Annotated in this window: 19 protein-coding genes and 1 pseudogene; 13 read left to right on the forward strand and 7 right to left on the reverse strand. The window is 49.0% G+C overall.

Going from position 1 to position 22880, the window contains the following annotated elements; all coding sequences use genetic code 11:
• Positions 1–108 precede the first annotated feature (108 nt).
• From Q8L79_RS09475 to Q8L79_RS09485, 3 genes and pseudogenes are all read left to right on the forward strand, one after another.
• Entirely contained in the window at positions 109–1431 is a 1323-nt protein-coding gene (locus tag Q8L79_RS09475) for an HD-GYP domain-containing protein (protein ID WP_305270382.1), read from the forward strand.
• A 1226-nt stretch (positions 1432–2657) separates the two neighbouring features.
• Positions 2658–4163 (forward strand): annotated as a pseudogene (locus tag Q8L79_RS09480) (ABC transporter permease); the annotation flags it as partial.
• 52 nt (positions 4164–4215) lie between these two features.
• Positions 4216–4662 carry a hypothetical protein gene (locus tag Q8L79_RS09485; protein WP_305270384.1) on the forward strand — a complete coding sequence of 149 codons (447 nt, stop codon included), beginning with the start codon at positions 4216–4218 and terminating at the stop codon, positions 4660–4662.
• Between the two features lie 353 nt (positions 4663–5015).
• Here the strand turns inward: Q8L79_RS09485 and Q8L79_RS09490 are convergent, their stop codons facing one another.
• Entirely contained in the window at positions 5016–6308 is a 1293-nt protein-coding gene (locus tag Q8L79_RS09490) for a glucoamylase family protein (protein WP_305270386.1), read from the reverse strand.
• 839 nt (positions 6309–7147) lie between these two features.
• On the opposite strand from Q8L79_RS09490, the gene Q8L79_RS09495 reads away from it, so the two are divergent.
• The gene (locus Q8L79_RS09495; RefSeq protein WP_305270388.1) at positions 7148–8965 is read left to right on the forward strand and encodes a triacylglycerol lipase; all 1818 of its coding nucleotides are present in this window, start codon (positions 7148–7150) and stop codon (positions 8963–8965) included.
• Between the two features lie 498 nt (positions 8966–9463).
• On the opposite strand, the gene Q8L79_RS09500 is transcribed toward Q8L79_RS09495, so the two are convergent.
• Entirely contained in the window at positions 9464–10159 is a 696-nt protein-coding gene (locus Q8L79_RS09500) for a type 1 glutamine amidotransferase domain-containing protein (RefSeq protein ID WP_305270390.1), read from the reverse strand.
• Between the two features lie 366 nt (positions 10160–10525).
• On the opposite strand from Q8L79_RS09500, the gene Q8L79_RS09505 reads away from it, so the two are divergent.
• The 3 genes from Q8L79_RS09505 (at position 10526) to Q8L79_RS09515 (ending at position 12931) form a co-directional block, all read left to right on the forward strand.
• Positions 10526–10924 carry a hypothetical protein gene (locus Q8L79_RS09505; protein ID WP_305270392.1) on the forward strand — a complete coding sequence of 133 codons (399 nt, stop codon included), beginning with the start codon at positions 10526–10528 and terminating at the stop codon, positions 10922–10924.
• A 463-nt stretch (positions 10925–11387) separates the two neighbouring features.
• Positions 11388–12296 (forward strand): alpha/beta hydrolase, encoded by a 909-nt coding sequence (locus Q8L79_RS09510; protein ID WP_305270395.1) that lies wholly within the window; start codon positions 11388–11390, stop codon positions 12294–12296.
• A gap of 26 nt (positions 12297–12322) precedes the next feature.
• Positions 12323–12931, forward strand: a complete 609-nt coding sequence (locus Q8L79_RS09515; RefSeq protein ID WP_305270397.1) for a DUF2459 domain-containing protein — start codon at positions 12323–12325, stop codon at positions 12929–12931.
• A 236-nt stretch (positions 12932–13167) separates the two neighbouring features.
• Here Q8L79_RS09515 and Q8L79_RS09520 read toward each other — a convergent pair whose 3' ends face one another.
• Genes Q8L79_RS09520 through Q8L79_RS09530 form a run of 3 tightly spaced genes read right to left on the reverse strand, consistent with a single transcriptional unit; the run spans position 13168 to position 14736 of the window.
• Positions 13168–13500, reverse strand: a complete 333-nt coding sequence (locus Q8L79_RS09520) for a hypothetical protein (RefSeq protein WP_305270399.1) — start codon at positions 13498–13500, stop codon at positions 13168–13170.
• A 52-nt stretch (positions 13501–13552) separates the two neighbouring features.
• Complete coding sequence (locus Q8L79_RS09525) at positions 13553–14017, reverse strand: GyrI-like domain-containing protein (RefSeq protein WP_305270401.1); 465 nt, start codon at positions 14015–14017, stop codon at positions 13553–13555.
• Complete coding sequence (locus Q8L79_RS09530; protein ID WP_305270403.1) at positions 14014–14736, reverse strand: DUF3581 domain-containing protein; 723 nt, start codon at positions 14734–14736, stop codon at positions 14014–14016. The genes Q8L79_RS09525 and Q8L79_RS09530 overlap by 4 nt, the downstream gene beginning before the upstream one ends.
• Before the next feature lie 221 nt (positions 14737–14957).
• On the opposite strand from Q8L79_RS09530, the gene Q8L79_RS09535 reads away from it, so the two are divergent.
• The 5 genes from Q8L79_RS09535 (at position 14958) to Q8L79_RS09555 (ending at position 19284) form a co-directional block, all read left to right on the forward strand.
• Positions 14958–15617 carry a YigZ family protein gene (locus Q8L79_RS09535; RefSeq protein WP_370869914.1) on the forward strand — a complete coding sequence of 220 codons (660 nt, stop codon included), beginning with the start codon at positions 14958–14960 and terminating at the stop codon, positions 15615–15617.
• Between the two features lie 738 nt (positions 15618–16355).
• Complete coding sequence (locus tag Q8L79_RS09540) at positions 16356–16589, forward strand: hypothetical protein (RefSeq protein ID WP_305270405.1); 234 nt, start codon at positions 16356–16358, stop codon at positions 16587–16589.
• 218 nt (positions 16590–16807) lie between these two features.
• Positions 16808–17545, forward strand: a complete 738-nt coding sequence (locus Q8L79_RS09545) for a hypothetical protein (protein WP_305270407.1) — start codon at positions 16808–16810, stop codon at positions 17543–17545.
• Positions 17546–17589: 44 nt separating this feature from the next.
• Positions 17590–18348 carry a hypothetical protein gene (locus tag Q8L79_RS09550; RefSeq protein ID WP_305270409.1) on the forward strand — a complete coding sequence of 253 codons (759 nt, stop codon included), beginning with the start codon at positions 17590–17592 and terminating at the stop codon, positions 18346–18348.
• A gap of 318 nt (positions 18349–18666) precedes the next feature.
• Positions 18667–19284, forward strand: coding sequence for a phosphatase PAP2 family protein (locus Q8L79_RS09555; protein ID WP_305270411.1), 618 nt, complete (start codon positions 18667–18669; stop codon positions 19282–19284).
• Positions 19285–19423: 139 nt separating this feature from the next.
• Here the strand turns inward: Q8L79_RS09555 and rlmN are convergent, their stop codons facing one another.
• Positions 19424–20506, reverse strand: coding sequence for a 23S rRNA (adenine(2503)-C(2))-methyltransferase RlmN (gene rlmN / locus Q8L79_RS09560; protein ID WP_370869917.1), 1083 nt, complete (start codon positions 20504–20506; stop codon positions 19424–19426).
• Positions 20507–20936: 430 nt separating this feature from the next.
• Between rlmN and Q8L79_RS09565 the strand changes: the two genes are divergently transcribed.
• Entirely contained in the window at positions 20937–22337 is a 1401-nt protein-coding gene (locus Q8L79_RS09565; RefSeq protein ID WP_370869915.1) for a L,D-transpeptidase family protein, read from the forward strand.
• A 354-nt stretch (positions 22338–22691) separates the two neighbouring features.
• Here the strand turns inward: Q8L79_RS09565 and Q8L79_RS09570 are convergent.
• Positions 22692–22880 (reverse strand): hypothetical protein (locus tag Q8L79_RS09570; RefSeq protein ID WP_305270412.1); only part of this gene is annotated, 189 nt, incomplete at its 5' end.

Genomic DNA, 22880 nt, shown 5'->3' on the forward strand with positions numbered 1-22880 from the left:
ACATCGCATTGGAAGTTGATGTACGATAAGTAGAGGTTGATCTTAACTTAGGCAATAACACTAAATCGCATGCTGCGTAACCACTACATCTTTTAGGAGAAGGTATCGATGCAAGCACGAATTCGTTCCTTACGGAAGATATTGATAGTCCGGTTGATAGCCTTGTCGGCTGTGGTGTCTATTCTGGCAGGCGCCGGCACATTCTTTTTGGAGCGCAATAAGTTTGAGACAGTCATCGCTGAGCGCACCAATCTCTCCGTCGAGTTATTGAGACTACGGATACTAGATATCGCGGCAATCAGTCATCGCCCTTGGGAAACCCTGGTGCAGCAAGCGGTAGACGATTTGGAGAAAGTGTCTTCGGATAGTGCATTTGGGCATTTTGTTTGGTTATCGATTCGCCATGCCGAAGGCTTGGAAATCGGGCGTATGGCCGATTTGGACTATCCCGAGCTTCAAACTTTGATTCAGGAGCATGACCGGAAAGCGGCCGCTACCGGAAACAAGGTTGCCTTGACGCTATTGGTGGGGCCTGACGGCAACCCTGTGTATGCGATTGGCTTGAACATCACCGATCCGGAAAGTCAAATCAAGGCGACATTACGAGGCCTCTATACGATTGCTCCAGAGGCTGTCGCGGCATTCTGGCGCGATATTATCCATTCGGTCGCAGCTTCGGTATTGCTTGTACTGCTAGTGACAGCATTGCATTATCCGGTGGTAAGCCGGTTGTTCGATCACCTTGGACGATTGTCGATACATCTGCTGGATGCGAATCTGGAAACCTTACAAGCTTTTGGCAGTGCGATCGCCAAACGCGACAGTGACACCGATGCGCATAATTTTAGGGTGACTATCTATGCCGTAAGGCTCGCCGAGGCTGCGGGGCTAAAGGCCGGTAGTATTCGCAGGCTGATCAAGGGCGCCTTTTTGCATGACATCGGCAAAATCGCAATCCGGGATCATATATTGCTAAAACCCGGAAAGCTGGATGCCGACGAATTCGAAGTCATGAAGACCCACGTCCGCCATGGACTGGATATCATCAGCCATTGCCAATGGCTACGCGATGCCGGTGATGTCGTCGGTAATCACCATGAAAAATTCGACGGCAGCGGTTACTATTCAAGTCTGAAAGCGCAGGAAATTCCTCCTGCTGCACGTATTTTTGCCATCGTTGATGTCTTCGATGCCTTAACGTCGGCGCGCCCTTACAAATTGGCGTTCAGCTACCAAGAATCGATAGATTACCTCCAGCGAGAGGCAGGTAAGCATTTCGATCCGGAGTTGTTGGATATTTTCCTTGGTATCGTCGAGCCCTTGCATCAGCGATTTGCACAACATGAAGAATATGCCAGAAACGAATTGGCCGAAATTATTCAACAATACTTTAAGTGCGATATTTCCGATTTATTCGACGAAAATCGTTAACTGAGGACTAATTCAGGCCAGAAAATGAACTTTGATGATGCGCAAATGATTTCAGATAGTTCGTAACTAATGTTACGCAGGCAGATGATAAATAAGCGTTGTCCACGAAAGCCAAAAGCAGGCGCCTCTACGACTGCATGGACGCAGGAGGTAGAGCACCAACAGTAGGCGCTTTAGGCGACGCAGGAGCAGTTGCCGAGGCGACACGAAAAGCACGAAAAAACCGGTTCCAAGGATGCCATCAGCAAAGTGCCCAGCCCCAAGTTGTCCCTCATCGTTATATACAAGTCTGTTCAAGAATCGTCATACCGGCAGGGATGCCGGTCGACTGCATGGACAGATTTTTGCTCCTGCAAAATCTGCATTCCCCACATCCCTGTGGGTTATGCAGGAGGTAGAGCAACGCAGGGCAGAAAAATGCTCCTGCATTTTCTGCATTCATTACATCCATGTAACTTAGCAGTTGCCTGATCCAGCGCCATGGACGGTAACTTCGCGGCTCTACAGGTACTTGAAGTAACGCAAAGTCACCTCCCTGTGCCTGGGTTTCGGCATCCCTGCCAGAACGACGGTCTCTCACAGACACGGGTGTATAACGGATTTGGGAGTCTGCGAATGAATGCCGGGTATGACGCCGTTAGCGAGAAACCCATAGCTGATATTTTTCGTGCCTTTCGTACTTTTCGTGGGCAGTGCGCAACATCAGTTCGTAATTAGTACAAATGCTTACCTGATTACCAACAAGCTTCATCTGCTTCCGGTAATTGTTACGCCCTAAAGGCTACGCCACAAACTTAAGATTTATTGCATTGGTATTTGTACTTATTGTTATTCTGTTAAAAATAAGGAAAATCAATTGTAAGTATAAGCAGAGCTGTTCCTGAATTGATTTGGAGGTCAATTTGTTTCAACTGGCTGAAGCTTATAGCTAATCAGGTTGCAAAAATATTTATTTTCTAATGTGCGCAAATTACATTAGAAAATAAAGGTAGTTCCTGATCGACGCCGCGGTTTCTTTATTTCTCAAAGGGCATGGACATGCGATGAGTAAATCTTGTTGGATATTATTTCTGGCTAGTTTATCCGGCTGCATGGTGGGTCCCGATTATCGAGAGCCCGTGCCCGTCGTCTCGAACCGCTGGCAGGCCGGAAGGGAACCCGCCGCCGGTCTGAAACCGATCGATCCGGAGACCCTCAAAACCTGGTGGAAAAGCTTCGGCGATGCCAGGCCGGACCTCCTGATTCTCGACGAGCCGACTTCCGGCGTTGATCCGGTGGCGCGGGACGGTTTCTGGGAGCTGATCATTGACCTCGCTCGCCGCGACCGGGTCACCATCTTCATTACCACCCACTTCATGAACGAGGCCGAGCGTTGCGACCGTATCTCGCTGATGCATGCGGGCAAGGTGCTCGCCAGCGACAGCCCCGCCGCGCTGGTCGAGAGAAGCGGCTGTGCCACGCTGGAAGAAGCCTTCATGGATTATCTCAAGGAAGCGAGCGGCCTGGACGACGAGCCGACGGGCACAGGCCCAACCCAGGCCGCCGGCACGCCCTTCCAGGCGTCGGTCCCGGCGCGCGGCCATTCCGCCCAGCCCGGCGACCGCTTCAGCCTACGGCGCCTGTTCAGCTACACCCTGCGCGAAACGCTGGAACTGCGCCGCGATCCCATTCGCGGGTCAATCGCCCTGCTCGGCACGCTGTTTCTGATGGTCACCTTCAGTTACGGCATCAATTTGGACATCGAGAATCTGCGCTTTGCCGTGCTCGACCGCGACCAGACCCTGCTTAGTCAGAACTACGCCCTTGAGGTCGGCGGTGCTTCGCGCTACTTCATCGAGCAGTCGCCGATCACTGACTACGACGACCTCGATCGCCGCATGCGCAGCGGCGAACTGAGCCTGGCGCTGGAAATGCCGCCCAACTTCGGGCGCGATGTCGAACGCGGCAATGCGGTCAAAATCGGTACCTGGATCGACGGTGCCATGCCTTTCCGCGCCGAGACTTTGCGCGGCTATGTGGCGGCCATGCACCAGGGCTGGCTGCTGGAGCAAGCGCGACGTCGTGCGACGAGCGGTGTGCCTGCCGGGCTGATCAATATCGAAACGCGCTACCGCTACAACCCCGACGTCAAAAGCCTGCCGGCCATCGTGCCGGCCGTGATCCCGATGCTGCTGATGATGATCCTGTCCATGCTCAGCGCGCTTAGCGTGGTGCGCGAAAAGGAGCTGGGCTCCATTCTCAATCTGTACACCACACCGGTGAGCAAGACGGAGTTTATCCTCGGCAAGCAACTGCCCTATATCGCCATCGGCATGATCAACTTCTTCCTCGTCTCTGCCATGGCGGTGTTCGTTTTCGGTGTGCCACACAAGGGCGACTTCCTGTTCCTGACCTTGGCCGCGCTGCTCTACGTGGGCACCTGCACAGGCCTTGGGATGTTGGTCTCGGTTTTCACCCGCACCCAGATCGCCGCCATCTATGCCAGCTTCCTCGTCAGTTACATCCCGTCCGCACGCTTTTCCGGGATGATCGATCCGGTAGCCTCCCTGGAGGGCGGAGCCCACTTCACCGGGGACATCTTTCCCGGTACGTATTTCCTGACCATTTGCCGTGGTACCTTTTCCAAGGCTCTGGGTTTCGCCGATCTCAGTCCCACCTTGCTGCCGCTCGCCTTCGCCATTGCGGTGATCCTGGGCCTGAGTATCGCACTGCTGAACAGGCAGGAGCGTTGATCTCGAGGAGAAAACAGTTGATTTTTCATGTCCATAAGAAGAAGTACCTGCAATGAATCAGTCAATCATCAGCGCGCTCGCCGCAGTTCTCGGGTCTCTGGTCGGGGGGGCGTCCAGCATTGCGACCGCATGGTTTACACAAAGAGCCCAAAGCCGGCAGGAATCGGTGAATGCGGAAATTCGACGGCGCGAACTGGTGTATACCGAGTTCATCAATGAATGCTCGAAGTTGGCGATTGATGCCTTCAATCACACACTTGATAATCCTGAAACACTGATGAATGCGTATGCGCTTCTGAACCGTATCAGGCTTACTTCGTCGGATTCGGTCGTTGATGCCGCGGACCAAACGATCAAGGGCATCGTGGAACAGTATTTTCGACCCAATCTGTCCATGGAAGAACTGCAAAGAATGACGGCTGCAGGGCGTGCAGACCCACTAAAAGAGTTCAGTGTCAGCTGCAGACAGGACCTGCGCCGACTGAGTCGTGAGAGCTAAGGATATGGTCTGTAATAACTTCCCAATATAGATTAGGTGAAATGTTTCCGTTCGCCCTGAGCTTGTCGAAGGGTGAACGGAAACATTCAAAAATGGTACACTGGCGAAAATCGATCAAGAATACTTAGTCGCCAGTGAACGGTTGGTCAACCTTAAAGCAGTCATTCAGCAACCGCCATTGATCGTCAACACCCGACTCTAAGCCGACCAGCGAGGTTCTGCAAGATTCATTTTAATTCAATAGGGACGTACTACTATTTCCATAAAACATGGTATGCGCCCATTTTCGATCTAAACCGTGTAGCCAACAGGGCCGAGCCGAAGCGATGAAAAAAATAGGTTATAGAGACTCATTACGTCAGGCCATCCAACCAGCCACCCTTAAACCCAGCTCGCTTTAAGCCAGACACAATGTAGTGGGAGCGGCGCATGATATCCCAAATTAAACCGGTTCTGTAATTTTCGATCATCAAAATTACAGGTCCTTGGTCTATAGCAAAATGGTAAGGGGTAATCCACCATCCTGTGGGGCTATCCGCTACCTCATAGGTCTGGTTGAACGAAGGATAATACCCGTAGCGATTATCCACACCGATATTAAGCTGCGCCATATGATTCATGGTAGGTATAACTATTTCCGGGGCAAAGGGAAGTGAAGCAATGGCGACCCATGGCGCAACGGTACCGTCATCTGGCCCGTCGGGCGTTCCACGCGCAATATAATCATAGAACTGTCTATCCACACCGTTTATCTTCCTCGTCATCCAACCCGGACCATCGCAAGCAGTGAATCCCCAGCAATGCTCCCCATAGCCAGCGAATCCATGTGGATTTTGAATTGCGTATTCCTGTTGCAGGTATGTTGCTTGCCGGCTATTCTGAAAATAGTCCGTGTTATGGTCTCGCATAAACTTGTCGCGAATTCCGTGTAAATCTATCCATAGATGAGAGAGCTGATGTGTGAAAAGCGGCCCGGAATAAAGAATTTCACGTCCATAGATCTTCCTCCACTGATAAGTTGAGCAGTATGCGGCATAACTCTCTGCAGGAAGTGGAAACGTCTTTGAGCCGAGTCCAAGAATATACAGAAGCAGAGCCTCATCGTAACCCTTCCAGTGATGCGGAATAAAGCCACTTTCCGGCCGCCAACCATGAGAGATTGCTGAACCACCATTTAACGCCCACTGCCAATCGGCTTTCCCAAAAAGTTCATCGACTAGACGCCGCAGCTCATCCTCTTCTTCGTTCTCTTGGTCAAAATAATCGGCACATGTCAACATGCCGGCAAAGAGGAAGGCTGAGTCAATCGTGGACAATTCGCAGTTCCATACCCGACGACCACTTTTCATGTCGAGAAAATGGTAATAAAAGCCCTTGTATCCGGTGGCATCAGGCTCTGGCCCGTGCGGCGCGTCGCGAAAAAAGCGCAGCCTCCTTAGGGCGAACGCGGGAGCAAACTCCCTTGAGATGACCCCTCGCTCAACTAATACCGGAAGTGATGCCAAAGCTAGCCCGTCCGCTGCGATACTAGCAGGTGCGGTTTTATCAGTCTTATCGCGGATGAGGCCGTTGTCTGGGTTGATTTCGTGCAGATAGTACTGAAGAGTAGTCAATTGCAGACGATTTAGTTCTTCATCATCAAGCATAGTTTTGCATCTCCAACCTTTTTGTTGGATTCTCATCTTGCTATTCGACATTGTCAAACAATGATTTTATCGATCAAGTTTATTCGAATAAGCTGTAATCCCTACAACTGCTTTTGCCGATAGCTGTCTGTCGCAAATAGTAACAATCGGTAGAGCAGAGATATGGCACGGTAGCGTTAGATCAAGCCTATGGGTTTCCGCCCCTTTTGTTTGGCGATGCCAATCCCTCATCGAACCAGAAATACGGATTTACGGCTTCAGATTAAGCCGGGTAAGAGGCGCATCGCGGCCCTTTTCGATGTTCAACGGTGCTGGAAATATTGATGTTTGAAATGGATTACTCGTTGAGATGCTTTAGAGAAGTGCTCTGTTTTTCAGCATTCGGAAATGGTGCGCGATGCGCCCCCTACACGGCTTTGGACAGTTGCGCCTCGTCGTTGTGTCAATCATGCCAAAAGGTAATTATTTTTCGTGTCGTCTTCGCCGGCGTCAGTAGCGTGAATCATATACTCCCGCAATGAAATTTTTCCTGGAGTAACGCTATATACTGGATAGATTTATTTTCTTGCCGATAGGTTTATGCGTCAGGGCTGCTTCAAAGCACCCTGGATTATTAGTAATTGGTGGATGAACAATATAAAGTAACCCTCATGAAACAAACAATAAATCAAGGGAAAAAGTGCACGAAAACAAACCGCACCCTAACGATTTCCATCGCTAGCACTTCTCCAGCGATAGGGAGAAGTGGGATGGTTTGGATACTTACGCTGATGGGCCTTGCCGCTTGCGCGCCTCCCATCCAGGTGGTGCGCGTAGGAAGCCCTGAGACATACCGGTCCATGACGCAGAATGCGCTTTCAAGTGAACAGGCGAGCGAGTGGAGCCGCAACACGGTAAACGAATGGGGACTGCTCGACCGCTTCGACGATCAGCCTGAGGTGGCGCTCGCCGAACTACGCGAGATCGTAACGAAGGGACGCGGTGGTAAAAATGAGCTCTTCGCACTCGCGGAGTTCTCATTTCTGCACGCGCAGGACACAGAAAAGCGACCGTACCATCTTGCTGCAGCCGTCTATGCTTACGCGTTTCTCTTCCCGAAACGGACCGAAGATTCACCCGGCCCGCTCGATCCCCGGACACGGTTGGCGGCGGATATTTACAATCGCGCCATCGCGACCGCATTTGCGTCATTCGACGACGGTACGATCGTACTTACTCCGGGCAGGTATTCCCTGCCGTTCGGCGATATCGAGGTGACGACCGACCCAGCGCAACTGTACTGGGGCGATCACCAGCTCGTCGACCTTACGCCAACGGCCGAACTGGAAGTTCGTGGCATGCGCAACCGGCACCGGATTCCGGGGCTGGGCGCGGCGCTCTCGGCCCGAGCGATTCCCCGGAAGGATGTGGACGTTCAACACAGTCTGATCGCACCCGCTGTCCAGGTCGCCACGACGGCCGTACTCAGTCTCCAGGACGTGCACCACGGGATCTCCACAGGACGATTGCGGGGCTCGCTCGATCTCTACAAGGCGAGCGAGACAGAGACTGTCACGATGGAAGATCGCGAGGTTCAACTCGAGATCGATGAGACGACCCCGATCGCCGTCCAGCTCGCCGGGTCGCCCATGTGGAAGCAGGAGCTGAGGGGCTTCTTCGGGATAAGTGTAGCGGGCATCCCTCTTCCCTCCCTGGTGTCGCTCGAACCCTACCTCCCTGGTAAGATTCCGGTGGTTTTCGTGCACGGCACGGCGTCAAGCCCGGCACGCTGGGCCGATATGGCTAACGACCTGCGGGCAGCCCCATGGATACGCCAGCACTACCAGTTCTTGTACTTCTACTACGACACCGGAAACCCCATCCCATACTCCGCCATGGTGCTGCGCGACAAACTTATGGATGCAGTGGAGCGAATGGACCCGAAAGGTCGGGATCATTGCCTGCGCGAGATGGTGGTGGTCGGACATAGTCAGGGCGGGCTGATTACGAAGCTGACGGCCGTCGACACGGGCGACAGGCTCTGGAATACGGTGGTCCGCGTTCCCCCTGACCGTATCCCGGGCTCCGAGCAGTTCCGCACCCTGCTGCGCCGGGTGTTGTTCGTGAAGCCGGTGCCGTTCGTGCGGCGACTCGTCTTCATCGCGACCCCGCACCGGGGAAGCTTCCTGAGCGGCGAGTGGCTCAACAGAATGCTCTGGGGTATCGTCCCGCTCCCCGCCGATGTGACGTCACAGTCGATCGACGCTCTCACGAAGGGAGGAGACTTCTTCTACGGCAGAACTCTGAAGGCGAGAGGACAGCTCCCGACGGCGGCGGACAATTTGACTGCCGGCGATCCCTTCTTGGAAGGCCTGGCCGGCATTACGGTTGCGGACGGCGTTCCCTATCATTCCATCATCGCTGTGAAGGATTCGTTTCCGGTCGTCGAGGAGGGTGATGACGATGTGGTGCAGTATCGGAGCGCCCACTTGTACGGAGCCGCCTCCGAGCTGGTGGTTCGGTCGCCCCACTCGACGCAATCGGACCCACACACAATTCAGGAGGTACGGCGTATTCTGCACCTCCACGGGGGCTCATTGGAAATGGCAGGACTCGAGTGCGGCTCCAACGCGCGCCGACCGGACAAGCTCCGGCCGGAAGCGACTCCTGGACTATAATAGCTAGGCCACTGTTTGAGAAGGAGAAGGTCCAATCGCCGATTGTCACGATTCAAAAAAATTGAGTTGTGCAATGAATGGGATGAGCCGAGCCCAAATAATTGAAGCCGGTGTAATATACAGTGTCGTATATTACGCCCAATTGGAGCACGGCCATGAGACTATGTCTTTTTTTGGTCTTTTTTCGTGGCCTATATTCGCTAGGCTTTACATTAATGTTGTTTGGAATATACACATCTGAATGTCCGGGATGGGTAGGCGGTTGCCGATCGCTGGCTGTCTCTGAATGACCGCTTTACTACCCAAACCTGCCGTATACGTACGCTTCCCGAAGGGGAGCAGTTGGCCGAACTGAGACGATCAATGTCAGGTTCAATCTAAACGAATGTTTTGAAACTGTCAGATTAATGCGCAACAACGATAACAGCCTGTCGCAATTGCGGCGGATTGCCTAGAGGCTAATTCTCTACAGCTTTGCCTTTGCGGAAAGCCGACAGGTCAACTTATGCCTACCGGAGTCGACGCCAGCAGCTTGATGAGTTCCTGGGCCGCCGCTGTTGAAGACGCCGGGTTCTGCCCGGTGATCAGGTGGCCATCGGCAATCGCGAAATTCTGCCAGTCGGCGGCCTTTTCGAAGTGGCCGCCTAGACGCCTGAGTTCGTCCTCGACCAGAAACGGCACTATCTCAGTGAGGTGAACGGCCTCTTCTTCAGTGTTTGTAAAGCCTGTGACGCGTTTCCCCTTCACAATCGGTTCGCCGTTAAACATTGCGTGATGCAATACGGCAGGACCATGACAGACCGCCGCGACGGGTTTGCCTGCGTTGTAAAAGGTTTCGATCAAGGTATTCGAAATTGGATCTTCAGCCAAGTCCCACATCGGACCGTGACCGCCCGGATAAAAGATCGCGTCGTAATCTTGCGCCTTCACGTCGGACAATTTCTTCGTGTTGGCTAATACGGCCTGCGTTTTAGGATCGTTCTTAAACCGGCTTGTAAGGTCGGTCTGCCCTTCAGGTGTGTCGCTCTTGGGATCGAGCGGCGGTTCACCGCCTTTGGGGGAAGCGAGCGTAACGCTAGCACCCGCATCAATGAAGGTGTAGTAAGGGGCGCAGAATTCTTCCAGCCAGAACCCCGTCTTCCTCCCTGTATTCCCAAGCGTGTCATGAGACGTCAGTACCATCAGAATGTTCATTATGATTCTCCTTTGTTCAATCGATTAGGAAGCTACAGCTGCCATTAAGCCGGAAGCGTGGAGACAGTCTATTGGGCTAAGGTAGGTCGTGCCTCCTTATCAGTAGGCGCGACGAGCGGCGTTAACACTTCAATGTGCATAAAAATAGTTTGCGGATAACATAGATGTAAACCGAATGTCCGCAATTGGCTGCTGAGGGCCATCTATAGTTTAAAAGCGCCATTCCACTTCAACCGTTAAAAAACCATAACACTTCAGACAAAATACACAATTCGTATAAACACTAAAAAATCAGTTGCTTTGGTATTCTAAGGCCTTGTTACGTGTTTAAATTGTAAAAAAAACGCTAAAAATATCGATCTGTCAATGACTGCACTTAGCCGGTTGTATCCTTTACCCCGCTCCAAATTCACCTACTTCTCAGTTGTATACTCAGCCAAAATAAAGAAAAAAGATAACCTGGCGCGGCCCGGAGAGCTGAAAAATGAAACTGTAGCTGATGTTACGCAGGCAGATGATAAAGAAGCGTTGTCCACGAAAGCCAAAAGCAGGCGCCTCTACGACTGCATGGACGCAGGAGCAGTTGCCGAGGCGACACGAAAAGCACGAAAAAACCGGTTCCAAGGATGCCATCAGCAAAGTGCCCAGTCCCAAGCTGTCCCTCATCGTTATATACAAGTCTGTTCAAGAATCGTCATACCGGCAGGGATGCCGGTATCCAGCGCCATGGACGGTAACTTCGCGGCTCTACAGGTACTTGAGTAACGCAAAGTTTCACCTCCCTGTGCCTGGGTTCCGGCATCCCTGCCGGAACGACGGTCTCTCACAGACACGGGTGTATAACGGATTTGGGAGTCTGCGAATGAATGCCGGGTATGACGCCGTTAACGAGAAACCCATAGCTGATATTTTTCGTGCCTTTCGTACTTTTCGTGGGCAGTGCGTAACATCAGATTGTAGTATCACCGCGCTCCACATTGATCTCATTACAGTGCCGTATGCAAGATGGCAGGGCCTGATCCCATCATCCTTGAAGCACTTGGATTCTGAGCGCGAATAGTGTTTGGCGCGTCAAAAAGTTTGGTTTATCCTTTGATTCTCCGAAGGCGGATGACGGCACGCGGGAAGCCTGGCAAAAAAGCGGCGTGTTGGCTATGCGTCCGTCTGACCCGATTAGCACGGCTTGGGCAACACTCATGCGGCACCGCTTTCTTGTTGGAGAATGGCCATGTACATTGAGATTTCAAGGGCGAGGTCACAGAAGCGAAAATTACATCCCACCATGAATCGTACTGTTATTGCCGGCCTTTCAGCCCTTCGCCGGTTTGCACAGGTGATGATCATTCTTTCTATCGAGGCTTGCGCTATGGCCCATGCGAATAACCCGGCATCCGATCTGGAAGACAGCGTCTGCGGTATCGTGCGCGAACCGTTGGCGTTCTGGCAATTCCGACAGGCCGCCGGAGCGCCTGATGCAAGCCGCATCCGGTCGATACCAAACATCGAACGGCTGTCGTTTACCACCCGCGATGGCCGCGAACTGGGAGGCTATAAGCTTCGCGCCGACCATCCCCATGGTTATCTGCTGGTGGCTCAGGGAAATGCCATGCTGGCCGACCAGATCATGGGCGTGTTGACCTTCTTCCGGGATTATGGGCTCGATGTCTACGTGTACGACTACCGCGGCTACGGACTTTCCGGGGGCAAGAGTCGGCTCAAGGCCATCGTGTCCGATTATCGGGAGATCGTCGCCGCCCTTAATGCCCACGGCTATGGCCGACGCTATCTCTATGGCATGTCCATGGGCGGCGTTATCCTGACCAATGCCATTGGCTCAAGCGGGGACTATGACGCGCTGGTATTGGACTCGCCCCCTAGCCGGATTTCCGGTCTGGGCTGTCCCGAAGACTACGACCCGGTGCGCAACCTGCCGCAAGACGGCGCCAAACTCATGCTCATCATCGGCTTGAAAGATCGGGTGGTGCCGCCGGGAGACATCGAGGAGCTGTCCCACATCCTGGAACAGCGGGGTGGTCGGGTGCTGAAATCTCCCGAGTTTGCCCATCCGTTGATGGACCTCGATCCGGCAATCCGCCGACGGCGCTTACAGTCTGTCGTGGATTTTCTGGTGCGATGAACCCGTTCGCGGCGCTTCTGATTGGCTTGCTGCTATGCTCCGCCTGTACCGGACCCTCGAAAGCGCCTTCTTTTTCCGCTGGGAATGAGTCTCTCGTCTCAATCTATTTGATCAACCACGGCAAGCACGCCGGCTTGGTTGTCAGGAGGGCTGACATCCCCCCAGGACTTTGGCCGGAAAGTAGCGATTTTCCCGATGCCGACTATCTGGAACTGGGCTGGGGCGACTGGGATTATTATCAGGCGGATGATCCCGGCCTTTGGCTGACCCTGAAAGCCGCTTTCTGGCCCACTGCCAGCGTACTTCATGTGGTCGGCGTCAAAGGTTCCGTCGCAGACCGGTTTGCCGGCTATGAAGTCATCCGGCTTGAGCTTGCGCCAGACGGCTTCGCCAGACTTGTGGACTATATCCACCAAAGCTTTGCCAGAAACGGAGAAGCGAAAGCAAGGCCAATCGGGCCAGGGTACGGTCTGGGTAGCCGTTTTTATCCTGCTCGAGGAAAATTTCACCTTTACAACACCTGCAATGGCTGGGTGGCGCGCGCTCTGGAGGCGGCTGGCTATCCCATGGGCGTTTTCCGCCCAGTCACGGCGGATCAGTTGATGGCGAAGGCCCGTCAATTTGCCGTGCAATAATAAGCATTGGGGGCAAAATGTGGCCGTGGGGTAGTCGATGCCATCCCGCCAAACCACCGACTCCAAAAACTGAGGGTCAAGTCCACATAGCTGTCGTTAATTGTTGATTGGTGAATGGCTCAAAGTGGCCGACAAGCGTCCGTCAGGTTTTTGTATGTGGAAGAAGCTATTTTTAGTGACCGTTTTTTGAAGCGTAACCTCAGCATCGCGTTATAAATTTTTCTGTTGTAACGGCTTTATTCTGCTAACAGTGTAGCAATAGCAGGCTTGGCATTACACTGAGCTATTGCTTCTGCTAGCTGTAATTCATTCAATTTTTGTTTGATAGCTTCAGTGCCGTTGAAGTCAAATACTTGATAATCCTTTTTGGCAAAGGTACTGATTTGGCACTTCTTGAATGGCATATTTTCAAACGGCATTTTTATCGAATTCAGATTTAATGGTGCAGTCCCCTCCAAACTGGGCGCATAAATCAAAAATTCACCTTTCATCGCGAGTACAGCACGATATTGATTGACAGAGGTCAAATATAAACAGCCTACTTCAACCTCTTTTTCTTTTAATCTCATCTTGTTAAATTCCTTGATTGATTTCATTCCAATTGAGTATCTGCCGGAGCCTTTACTCACTCAACGGACGATTGAGTTCAGTGCGCCATGTATCCGGATCTGGGTTGGACTCAGGGTCTGTTAGGTAGCGCTCCCATAGGCTTTCTTGCACATTAAGCCCCTCGGTTTCAATCCATTTGCAAAACTCACCCCAGGCGGCACCAAGCCCTTCATAACTACCTTGATAGATAGTCCGGACGACTTTTACGGCGGGCAATCTGCTCATCTTAACGCGACCGGCAGCAGTGATGGGCTGACTAACGGGGAAACCCACCTCGAAATCAAAAATGTCGGTTGGTCTTTTCTGGTGGTAAGAAAAGCACGGTCCGGTAATGGTGGCTCCCTGGGCGGCAATGGTGGACATTATTTCAGCAATAGCCGGTCCCATGACATGGCTGATTTCAGCACGGGGAACGGTGAGATGGATGACTGCGGTGAGTTGTTCGTCTGTTTGAACGAGCTGTGGTGTATCAATCATATAACCGCCAAGTTACCTAGATAGTCGTTTTTCCTGGCTAGATATTCATCGACAAATGTCTGCATAGGCTCAGCTTCATAATCACTCGGCACACTGATCGCTAGTTTTTTAAAGCCTGTGCCGACCACATCTCCGTCCGCCTTGATCTGAAAGTGTAAAAAAGCTGAAGCGCGTTTGCCGTTGACTTCTATCTTCGGTTCCAGCATTTCCACGGACGCCCGCTGAAAATCAAGATGATCAAATGACAGGGTCATGCTTTCGTAAATGACCAGTGGCCGGTTGATGTTAAACATAACATTTTCCTGGGCTAATAACGGCACCAGTACATAGGGAAAGTTTTGCCCTGAAAAAGCCACATAATCGCGAATAAAGCTTTCAATCAATGCTGAATCACGACTAATGTCTCCTGAACGTTCGACCTGCAAATAGGTTTTGCCCTGATTGTCGTTTACATCAATCAGTTCGGCATCGGTGTCCGGAAAGTTTAACAATACGTCATGTCCGACCATGCCGGAAAAGATAAAGTGCATATTTTGGCTAAGGCCATATTTCTCCAATGCCATTGAAAACAACAAATCGCCTGGTACGCAAAAGCGTTTGGCGTCAACATCGTGTAAAGGGTTGAAATCATGTGCCACTTCTTTGGCAAACATACTGGCTTGTTCGGCGACAACACTGACACTGCCATCGTGAATACTATAAAAATCTTTTAAAAACATATTGTTATTTACTAATATGGGTGCAAGGAATAATTCTACGTCAGTAAGTGCTCATGTCCGGTTTCATTAACCACTTCCGCAGAGAATCTGTAGGGAGCTGCATCATATCCTCCTAATTAAATTCAAACAATTCTAATGCTTATAGATCAGTGTAATTGAAAAGCTGCATGCGGCTGGTATGATGAGAGACAGTTATTATCGAATAGCAGATCAAAACTTAATTGAAAGAATCAAAAATGTTTTATGTTACGGAATCCTACACATTCGAAGACAGCATAAAAAAATCACGGTTTATCAGTGTAATTTTTCCCTGCACCAGCGATCAGGTTGTTTTGCATCAATTAAAAACGTTACAAGCCGAACATCCACACGCAAATCATATTGCCTTTGCCTACCGTATCAAAACCAATGAAGGCATTATTTATCGGTTTCATGATGCAGGCGAGCCTACAGGTACAGCCGGAAAGCCGATTTTTCAACACCTTGAAGGTAAAAATATCATTAATGCACTCATTGTAGTGATCCGTTATTTTGGCGGAGTGAAGTTGGGTGCCGGTGGACTTACCAGAGCTTATGGTCAACTGGCGAAACAGGTGATTGAAACATCGACATTACAACCTTACATCGAAGTGACAACACTTCATTTCACGCTTGATTATGAAAGATTTCAGTCTTTTGATTACGCATTGAAAAAAGTGAACGGGCAAATTCTTGAGCAAGTCTTTGCCGGACAAATACATCTAACCGTTACACTGCCTGTTGAAAAGCAATGGGACTTGGAAAGCCAATTTGCTCCTGATATAACCCGCTGCATGAATAAGAAACTTGATGCTGGAGTTATTAGCAATAACAGACAGGATGTAGCCCAAAGAAGACAGTAGGACCAGAGAGTACAAATAAAAAAGTCCCCGATCTGATCAGAGTCCTTAGAATCCATTGTGCTTAGGGGTGGAATCGAATATTCCCAATCACGTGGTCTAAACTGGTTCCGGTTCCGGTGCCGGCTCCGGTAACAAGAGTTCAAAAAACTGCAATTGGAGTTCCAATGGACAAGACAGCCCCAGAAGCAGAGCTACACATATAGCCAACCGGATCACCGAAGACCCTTGGTGAACATCCGGTTACGACCCAAAAGAGTCATTGAATCCAGATTTCCGAATGGCAGCATAATGGCAGCATAGCCAACAAAAGCAGACAGCCATTCTAGCGAATCAACTGGCACTACCGACCATCAAACGGACTCTCACCATTATCATTGCTAACATTTATAAATTTAGTATAAGTCTACTCAAACCCACCTCCGTAACCATGCACATTTAGAATTGCAGCTTAGTCACTATCCCCTTCAGCAGTGTTTTTTTCTTTGCATTAAATTACATATCAAAAAATATTTTAAAAATTGGAAAGGTTAAAACGCGTTAAAGCTTATTAAGTTATCACGGGAAATTGGGGTTGCCAACGGAGCGAGTTGTCAGCTCTCGTTATGTCTTGTGCGAATTTGTTATCCATCCATAAATTTCAAGTTAATGAAAATCTACCATTGTCTTTTTCCTTAAGGCATAACGATAAAACGGGATATTTTTAAACATTTAAAATGACTCAACCTATGAGAGGTAAACATGAACAATACTTGGTCAGACCAACTGATAGAAGAAACCCGCGATGTATTAGACTTAGGCTTTGTTCCCCGTGATGATTTTGTGCATATGAAAAACATCAATGGTAACTTCGGAAAAATAGGTTTACAAAATTGGTTGGATCGGAAATTGATAATTCAAAACAAAGTAACAGATGCTGAGTATGTCTACGCCACTGTCGATGAGTTAATTGCGGCTGGCTGGGTGATTGATTAGTATAGAATGAAAGGGGAACACGGGGAACCAGTGTGGACTCTTCCTAATTCTCTGTACTTCATGCTTTCGGATTTCTTTTCTAATTTTTATTTAACTCCATTAGTTTCGGCAATGCGTATAAAAATTGCAATCAGGCAGTAACAACAGTTGAGGGTAAGAATCATGGCTTCACCATTCAGCAACAATTCGCCACTTCCATTTATAGCAAGAGATGAAATATGAACGACAGAAAGGGTTTACTGATGAGGGTAGGCATAGATCAAACCTTCGGTGGGTATAATGCTCCGATCAACCCGATTACGGATGACTACATGTACTTGCCAATTCCGCAAGGGAAAGATGAATTCAAATCTGGGATGCGAACATCATACGATGATCTTTTGCCAGCTTTTGAATCTTGGTGTCAGAAAAACGATGTAGAAATTGAGTTCCCTCAGAATCAAATAAATAAGGGATGTCATTTAGATCCAGACTTTGATTTCTCTACTTATGGTGATCAGGCGACCGGACGAGGTCTCAGAGTTGGGGATGTTCAGAAAGGTGATTTCTTGGCCTTCTTTGCCAGCTTCAAACCAATAACAAAATGCGATCACAATCTCATATATGCTCTATATGGAATTATGGTTGTTGACAAAGTATTAAAAGTAAAAGATGTGCCTGTAAAAGACTTGTATATGAACGCGCATACTCGTGTCAAAAATACGAACGATGATCATTGGGTGGTTTTTGGAAACCCATTGTTGTCCGGCAGATTCAGCAATGCCATTCCAATTGGCGAATTTCGGAATGGCTCATATCGCGTAAAGAAAGAGATTCTTGATGAATGGGGCGACATTGGCGTCAAAGACGGTTTTATTCAGAGGAGCGTTTGTCCTCCTTGGTTCACTCAGCCTGAGCAGTTTCTTAAATGGCTCGAATCCAAGCAAGTTAAGCTTATCAACAGCAATTGGAAATAGGAGGCAATCATTTAGCATGTTTGACAAATCAACGCCGTCACGAAATGAAAACATTAAAAAAAGGAATATGTATGATTGAGCTTAAAAAATTTGTAGGCACAGAACGGCTTTTTACCTACAAGGTCGCACATGATGGTGGAAGTGCGCCTAATCCTTTTCATGGATTATGTACTCTGGCAATTTGTAAACCAGCGATTCGGCGAGTTGCAAAAAAAGGGGATGTGATTGTCGGCTTGGGTTGTGGCAAAGAAGATGAGTCACGTATTATTTATTGCATGGTGGTGGATGAAGTTGTGTCGTGGGCGGGTTATATCGAGGGATGCAAATTAGGTAAATTGGCGGGAACAAATCTTAACAACCATCAAAATCTCAAAGGCAAAATTCCGGAAAATGAAAACGATCAAGGGGACTGCATTTGGACAGATCCGATAGATTTTTCAGACTCACTTGTTTCGTGGTCTGGTCATGAGGGGGAGTATGACTTTAACAGAGATATTAAGAATGGAGAAAATGTTCTGATTGGAGAAACATATTGGTACTTCGGAAAAGGTGATAAGCACAAAATCAGGTTACTTGGTGATTTAAAAAATATCATTCCTGGTCGTGGTCACCGTTCTAACTCGAATAATAGATTCAGTGAGCAATTTGTTGATTTCTTCAATAAGCAACTCATTGAAAGAAATATCACCGCCCTTGGTAAGATGGGTACGCCTGCATTAGAACCAAAGAAGACGGACAGGCAGACATGTTCCCGTTACCGTACTGAAGAACGCGAATCGGACGCATACGGTGAAGATTCCTGATGACTGACTGAGCCTTGTGGTTCCGCTGGTTCCCAAGCTGGAGCTTGGGGACCAGCGGATGGTCGCTTGTTATAGCGGCATCCCTGTCAGCATTTATAGGCGCATATTTCGGATCAAAGTTGCTCAAAAAAATCACAATTCGCTCGATACAGTTGGTAGTATCAGTTCTGCTTATCATAGTTTCTCTAGGTTTGATTTCAGGTGTGCTTTAGTGTATTTAACATTTCGTTCCAGCGGACTCCGCAAAATTTACACTTTTGCTTCGCCGCTGCCCTCAAACTTTGGACGCTGAAAGCAACGATGGAGGAATAAATTTTGATGCGGATTTTTATCTACGTCACTATAGGCAGCTTACTTGTGTGTGTGTGTCTAATTGCTCAGGGACCGCTTCCTGGAGACGTGCAGGTTACGCGTACTTTGCAATCAATATTCGGCAACGCACCGCCCTGGGCACAGCTTTTAACCAACACCGCAAAGATTCCTGTATTGTGGGGTACGCTTGTTGCGGCTATTCTCTTGGCATTTGTTCACGGGGGGTGGCGTTCTGCCATCATTCCAGCACCAGCTCTTATTTTGGCGCAAATGCTTGACGCACTGTTACGGGGACTGCTTATTGCTCCAAGACCGACAGCAGATTTGGTCGCAGTGGCAACTCCCAGTATGTCATCAGGGCTTCCTTCTACCTTCGGATTAGTTTACGGGGCTCTATTTGGCGTGGCTGTTTGTTTAACTCCAAATCGCAATATTCGGGCTGTAACCGCTTCAGCGTTTGCCCTCTTCCTTATTTTTGCTGGCGGCAGTGCGCGTATAGTATTAGGCGGCCATTGGGCCAGCCAGATCGTTGCATCTACATTTATTGGACTATCTCTTGCAGCAATAATCCAATTAATCATAAAGATGTGGAACATTGGCTACAGAACTGCGCGACAACCATAGTGCGTTTATTAAAGAAGAGATACTTCCAATATTGCGCCCAACTCGATCTTCGCTCGCAAGCTGTTTCGTGTTTTCTGGTTTTGTGGCGGGCATGCGAGGATTAAGCTTCCACTTTAAATTTTTGACTGACGATAGCTATTTAATTTTTAGAATTGAGTTGACCACATGCTGCTAATACATCATCGCCTTTAGCACTTCTTATTAAAGTCGGAATTTTAAAAGTATCTAAAACTTCTTTAAACTTTTCAATTTTATCCAAATCCGGACGCTTGTAATGTGATCCCGGGAATGAGTTAAAAGGAATTAAGTTTATATAAGCACTTTTACCAGCCAGTATCGTTCCCAATTTTTTAGCATCATCTGGAGAATCATTAAAATCTTTTATCAGAATATATTCATAAGTAATAAATTGCTTTTTATTTAAAGGTATCTTGTCAATAGTTGCCAATACCTCATCTAGCGGATATTTTTTATTAATGGGAATAAGTTCATTTCTCTTTTCTTCAAAGGGTGAATGAAGAGATAACGCAAGATTCACTCCGGGAATTTCCAGGCTCCATCTTTTAAGCCCGGGAATATAACCAGCCGTTGAAATAGTAATTTTTTGAACACCAATTGAAGTTCCGTGTTGTGATAAAAATATTTCGCATGCTTTTTTAACGGCATCAAAATTATGTAAAGGTTCGCCTTGTCCCATAAAAACAATATTTAAAATTCTCTCTTCTCCAGGCCTGTTTTCCGCTAACCAACGCCAAGCCTGTAGAAACTGTCCAACAATTTCACTTGTAGTCAAATTTCTTTTAAGTCCTTGTTTTCCGGTAAAACAAAAAGAACAATTCATTGCACAGCCAACCTGCGATGAAAGACAAATAGAATATTTATTATGAAACGGAATAAGGACGGTTTCGATTTTATGATTGTCTTTAAGCTTAAAAAGAAATTTTACTGTTCGATCTTTTGACTCATGGACCGTATCGATTTCGGGTAGAGAAAAGTCGAAATTATTTTGAAAAAAGGCCAATGAACTTTTGGCAATTTTATCATGGCATTGAGTATTTTCTTTTTTCTTATAATGCCAATTAAAAAGAACTGCCGCTGCTGAGTTATTTAAATTATTCTGATTTATAACTGTTTCTAAATCAGAATAATTTAGGTCATAAAAGGATTGTTTCAGAAAATGTCTCCTGGTAATATTAATACCAAATAGTTTGAAATATTGGATTTAATATCGCATTATATTGAACCTGTTTATAAGGTTTTATTTTTATCATATATAGGCATCCGGACTTTCGCCTATCCTCCGAAAGTAAAGGTTTTCGCCCACGCTTTACCGTACTTTATTCTGCCATATTCATCGTCATAAAGCGGCCAGTCACGACAGGCTGTTTATGGCCGAACTGCGGCATTCGCGAAAGGCCGGACTCGACCTTAGGCGCCAATCGCCCAAGGTTTCCGGGACGGCTACCATCAGCAACAAACCAAACAATCATTTTTAAACAAGAGCAACCCGGTCGAGCGTAAAAGAAAGCTCGGCTCCGCTGAATTTATTCGTCGCGATCAAAATCAGCGGACTTTCCGCCTGTTTTAAAGTTATACTTTTTCTAATGTTCAAGCTACATCGCGTCCTGTACCTGCCATTACTGCTTACGCCTATGAAGTCATTGAAAAATATATCGACCGGCCTGCCGCATACGCGAATAGCCTTGCTTTTCGTGCTGTTGGCCGTCGGCTTGCTCAGCGGTTGCCAGTTTGAGCCTGCTATTATAAACGTTTTAGAATTGCCGCCGTCTGGAATAGGCTTCCCCCAGCCTACCATAGCCCTCCCGCCGGATACGGTAGGCGAGCGGCAACTGAAACTGAAACTTAAACTTGCCGGCATCGCCACCCGCAAGTTCCCCATCGCCAAAGACCGCAGCATCGTAGGCGGTCTTGCCGCGATCAGTGCGCACGACGACGACACCCTGTCCGACATCGCCCGTCATTTCGGACAGGGCTATAACGATATCACCATTGCCAACCCCAATATCAGTCCCTGGACGCTGAAAGCGGGTACGCGCGTGTTGTTGCCGTTGCAGTTCATCCTGCCCGATACGTTGCGTAAAGGCATCGTGCTCAATCTGGCGAACATGCGGATGTATTATTACCCCCCGAAACAGCCGGACACGGTGTTTACCTACCCGGTCGGCGTTGGCCGTGAAGGCTGGAATACCCCGTTAGGGCAAACCGCTATCATCGCAAAAAAACTCAAGCCGACATGGACCGTCCCGGAATCCATCCGGCGCGAACACGCAGCAAAAGGCGATCCGTTGCCCAAAGCGGTGCCCCCGGGTCCCGACAACCCGCTCGGCGAGTATGCGTTACTGCTAGGCTTTAGCAGCTACCTGATCCACGGCACCAATAAGCCTTACGGCGTCGGCATGCAGGTCAGCCACGGTTGTGTGCGGCTTTACCCCGAAGACATCGAAGTGCTGTTCAAAAAAACTTCGGTCGGGACGCCGGTGCGGATCGTACACCAGTCTTATATGACGGCGTGGGACGGGGATATACTTTATCTGGAAGCTCATGAGCCGCTGCAAAAATGGGCGGGGCAGAAGAAGCCGCAGCAAAAGTCGCTGTTGAAACAACTGCGCCAAACCGCCGCCGAAAAAGGCGCAACCGTGGATTGGGAAAAAGTCGGCCGCATCCTGCAACGTGCCGACGGCATCCCCACCCCGATCTTGGTGGACAGTCCGGAGTTGCCGGAACTCGTCGCGAAGGCGCCGGAATTGCAACATCCCGGGCATTTCTACGGACAGCCGGTGGTCTCCGAGTTGAGTAATAGTGACTGGGCGATTTTAGTCGCCGATTTCGACAACAAGGTGGCGGCGCAACAATTGGCGGCGATGCTCAATCACCAAGGTCCGCCAATCCCGGCACGAAAAATTGAAAAAGACGGCTCTTATCAAGTGATCGCAGGCCCCTTCAAAGACCAAAAAGAAGCCGAATTGGTTGCACAGCGCATCAAAATGGATTTTGAGATTGATGCCAGGGTAGGGACGGTGACCATACCATAGCCCATACGCATCAACTGAGCCATATAGGTCGGGTAAGCTGTTTATGCAGGACATTCATATACATCAAAATGTCGGGCAACGAAAAAGCTGTTGCCCGACCCATGGGACTTTGGTCCAAGTTCATGTTACGCCTCATCTTGTACCGGGACGCTTATTTGTTGATGGACACACAATTTAGCGTCCATTGCCTGTCATTGAGAGGCCGATAACTTTTATGCGCTGCTTTAAGCTTTGCAATGGCAAAGCCGCCGACTTATTAAGCTAGTGCTTTATAGGTGTTCTTACGCATTGTGTATACATCTCGAAATATGTAATGTTGTTTATGGAGGGAAGAAAGGTCAATGATTTTCCTGATTAGCAATATGTTTCAGCTAGCGCCGTCATACTGGCAGGGATGCCAGTATCCAGAGCCAGGGATGGTAACTTTCCGATACCGCTGTGGCATGATTTAGGCTTGATGCCAAGCCATAGTCTCACATCCATGTGACTGGATTCCGGCATCCCTGCCAGAATGACGAGTTTTTTGGCGCTAGCTGAAGCATC

It is taken from the genome of Methylobacter sp. (assembly GCF_030680395.1).
In the GTDB taxonomy this organism is placed as follows: Bacteria; Pseudomonadota; Gammaproteobacteria; order Methylococcales; family Methylomonadaceae; genus Methylobacter_A.

What these genes read in the sequence shown, in the direction of transcription:
- Q8L79_RS09500 (WP_305270390.1), bottom strand. Translation starts at nt 10,159, where the DNA reads ATGAACATTCTGATGGTACTGACGTCTCATGACACGCTTGGGAATACA.
- Q8L79_RS09530 (WP_305270403.1), bottom strand. Translation starts at nt 14,736, where the DNA reads ATGTTTTTAAAAGATTTTTATAGTATTCACGATGGCAGTGTCAGTGTT.
- Q8L79_RS09525 (WP_305270401.1), bottom strand. Translation starts at nt 14,017, where the DNA reads ATGATTGATACACCACAGCTCGTTCAAACAGACGAACAACTCACCGCA.
- Q8L79_RS09505 (WP_305270392.1), top strand. Translation starts at nt 10,526, where the DNA reads ATGACTGCACTTAGCCGGTTGTATCCTTTACCCCGCTCCAAATTCACC.
- Q8L79_RS09540 (WP_305270405.1), top strand. Translation starts at nt 16,356, where the DNA reads ATGAACAATACTTGGTCAGACCAACTGATAGAAGAAACCCGCGATGTA.
- Q8L79_RS09545 (WP_305270407.1), top strand. Translation starts at nt 16,808, where the DNA reads ATGAACGACAGAAAGGGTTTACTGATGAGGGTAGGCATAGATCAAACC.
- Q8L79_RS09565 (WP_370869915.1), top strand. Translation starts at nt 20,937, where the DNA reads ATGAAGTCATTGAAAAATATATCGACCGGCCTGCCGCATACGCGAATA.
- Q8L79_RS09550 (WP_305270409.1), top strand. Translation starts at nt 17,590, where the DNA reads ATGAAAACATTAAAAAAAGGAATATGTATGATTGAGCTTAAAAAATTT.
- Q8L79_RS09555 (WP_305270411.1), top strand. Translation starts at nt 18,667, where the DNA reads ATGCGGATTTTTATCTACGTCACTATAGGCAGCTTACTTGTGTGTGTG.
- Q8L79_RS09495 (WP_305270388.1), top strand. Translation starts at nt 7,148, where the DNA reads ATGACGCAGAATGCGCTTTCAAGTGAACAGGCGAGCGAGTGGAGCCGC.
- Q8L79_RS09475 (WP_305270382.1), top strand. Translation starts at nt 109, where the DNA reads ATGCAAGCACGAATTCGTTCCTTACGGAAGATATTGATAGTCCGGTTG.
- Q8L79_RS09485 (WP_305270384.1), top strand. Translation starts at nt 4,216, where the DNA reads ATGAATCAGTCAATCATCAGCGCGCTCGCCGCAGTTCTCGGGTCTCTG.
- Q8L79_RS09520 (WP_305270399.1), bottom strand. Translation starts at nt 13,500, where the DNA reads ATGAGATTAAAAGAAAAAGAGGTTGAAGTAGGCTGTTTATATTTGACC.
- Q8L79_RS09510 (WP_305270395.1), top strand. Translation starts at nt 11,388, where the DNA reads ATGTACATTGAGATTTCAAGGGCGAGGTCACAGAAGCGAAAATTACAT.
- Q8L79_RS09490 (WP_305270386.1), bottom strand. Translation starts at nt 6,308, where the DNA reads ATGCTTGATGATGAAGAACTAAATCGTCTGCAATTGACTACTCTTCAG.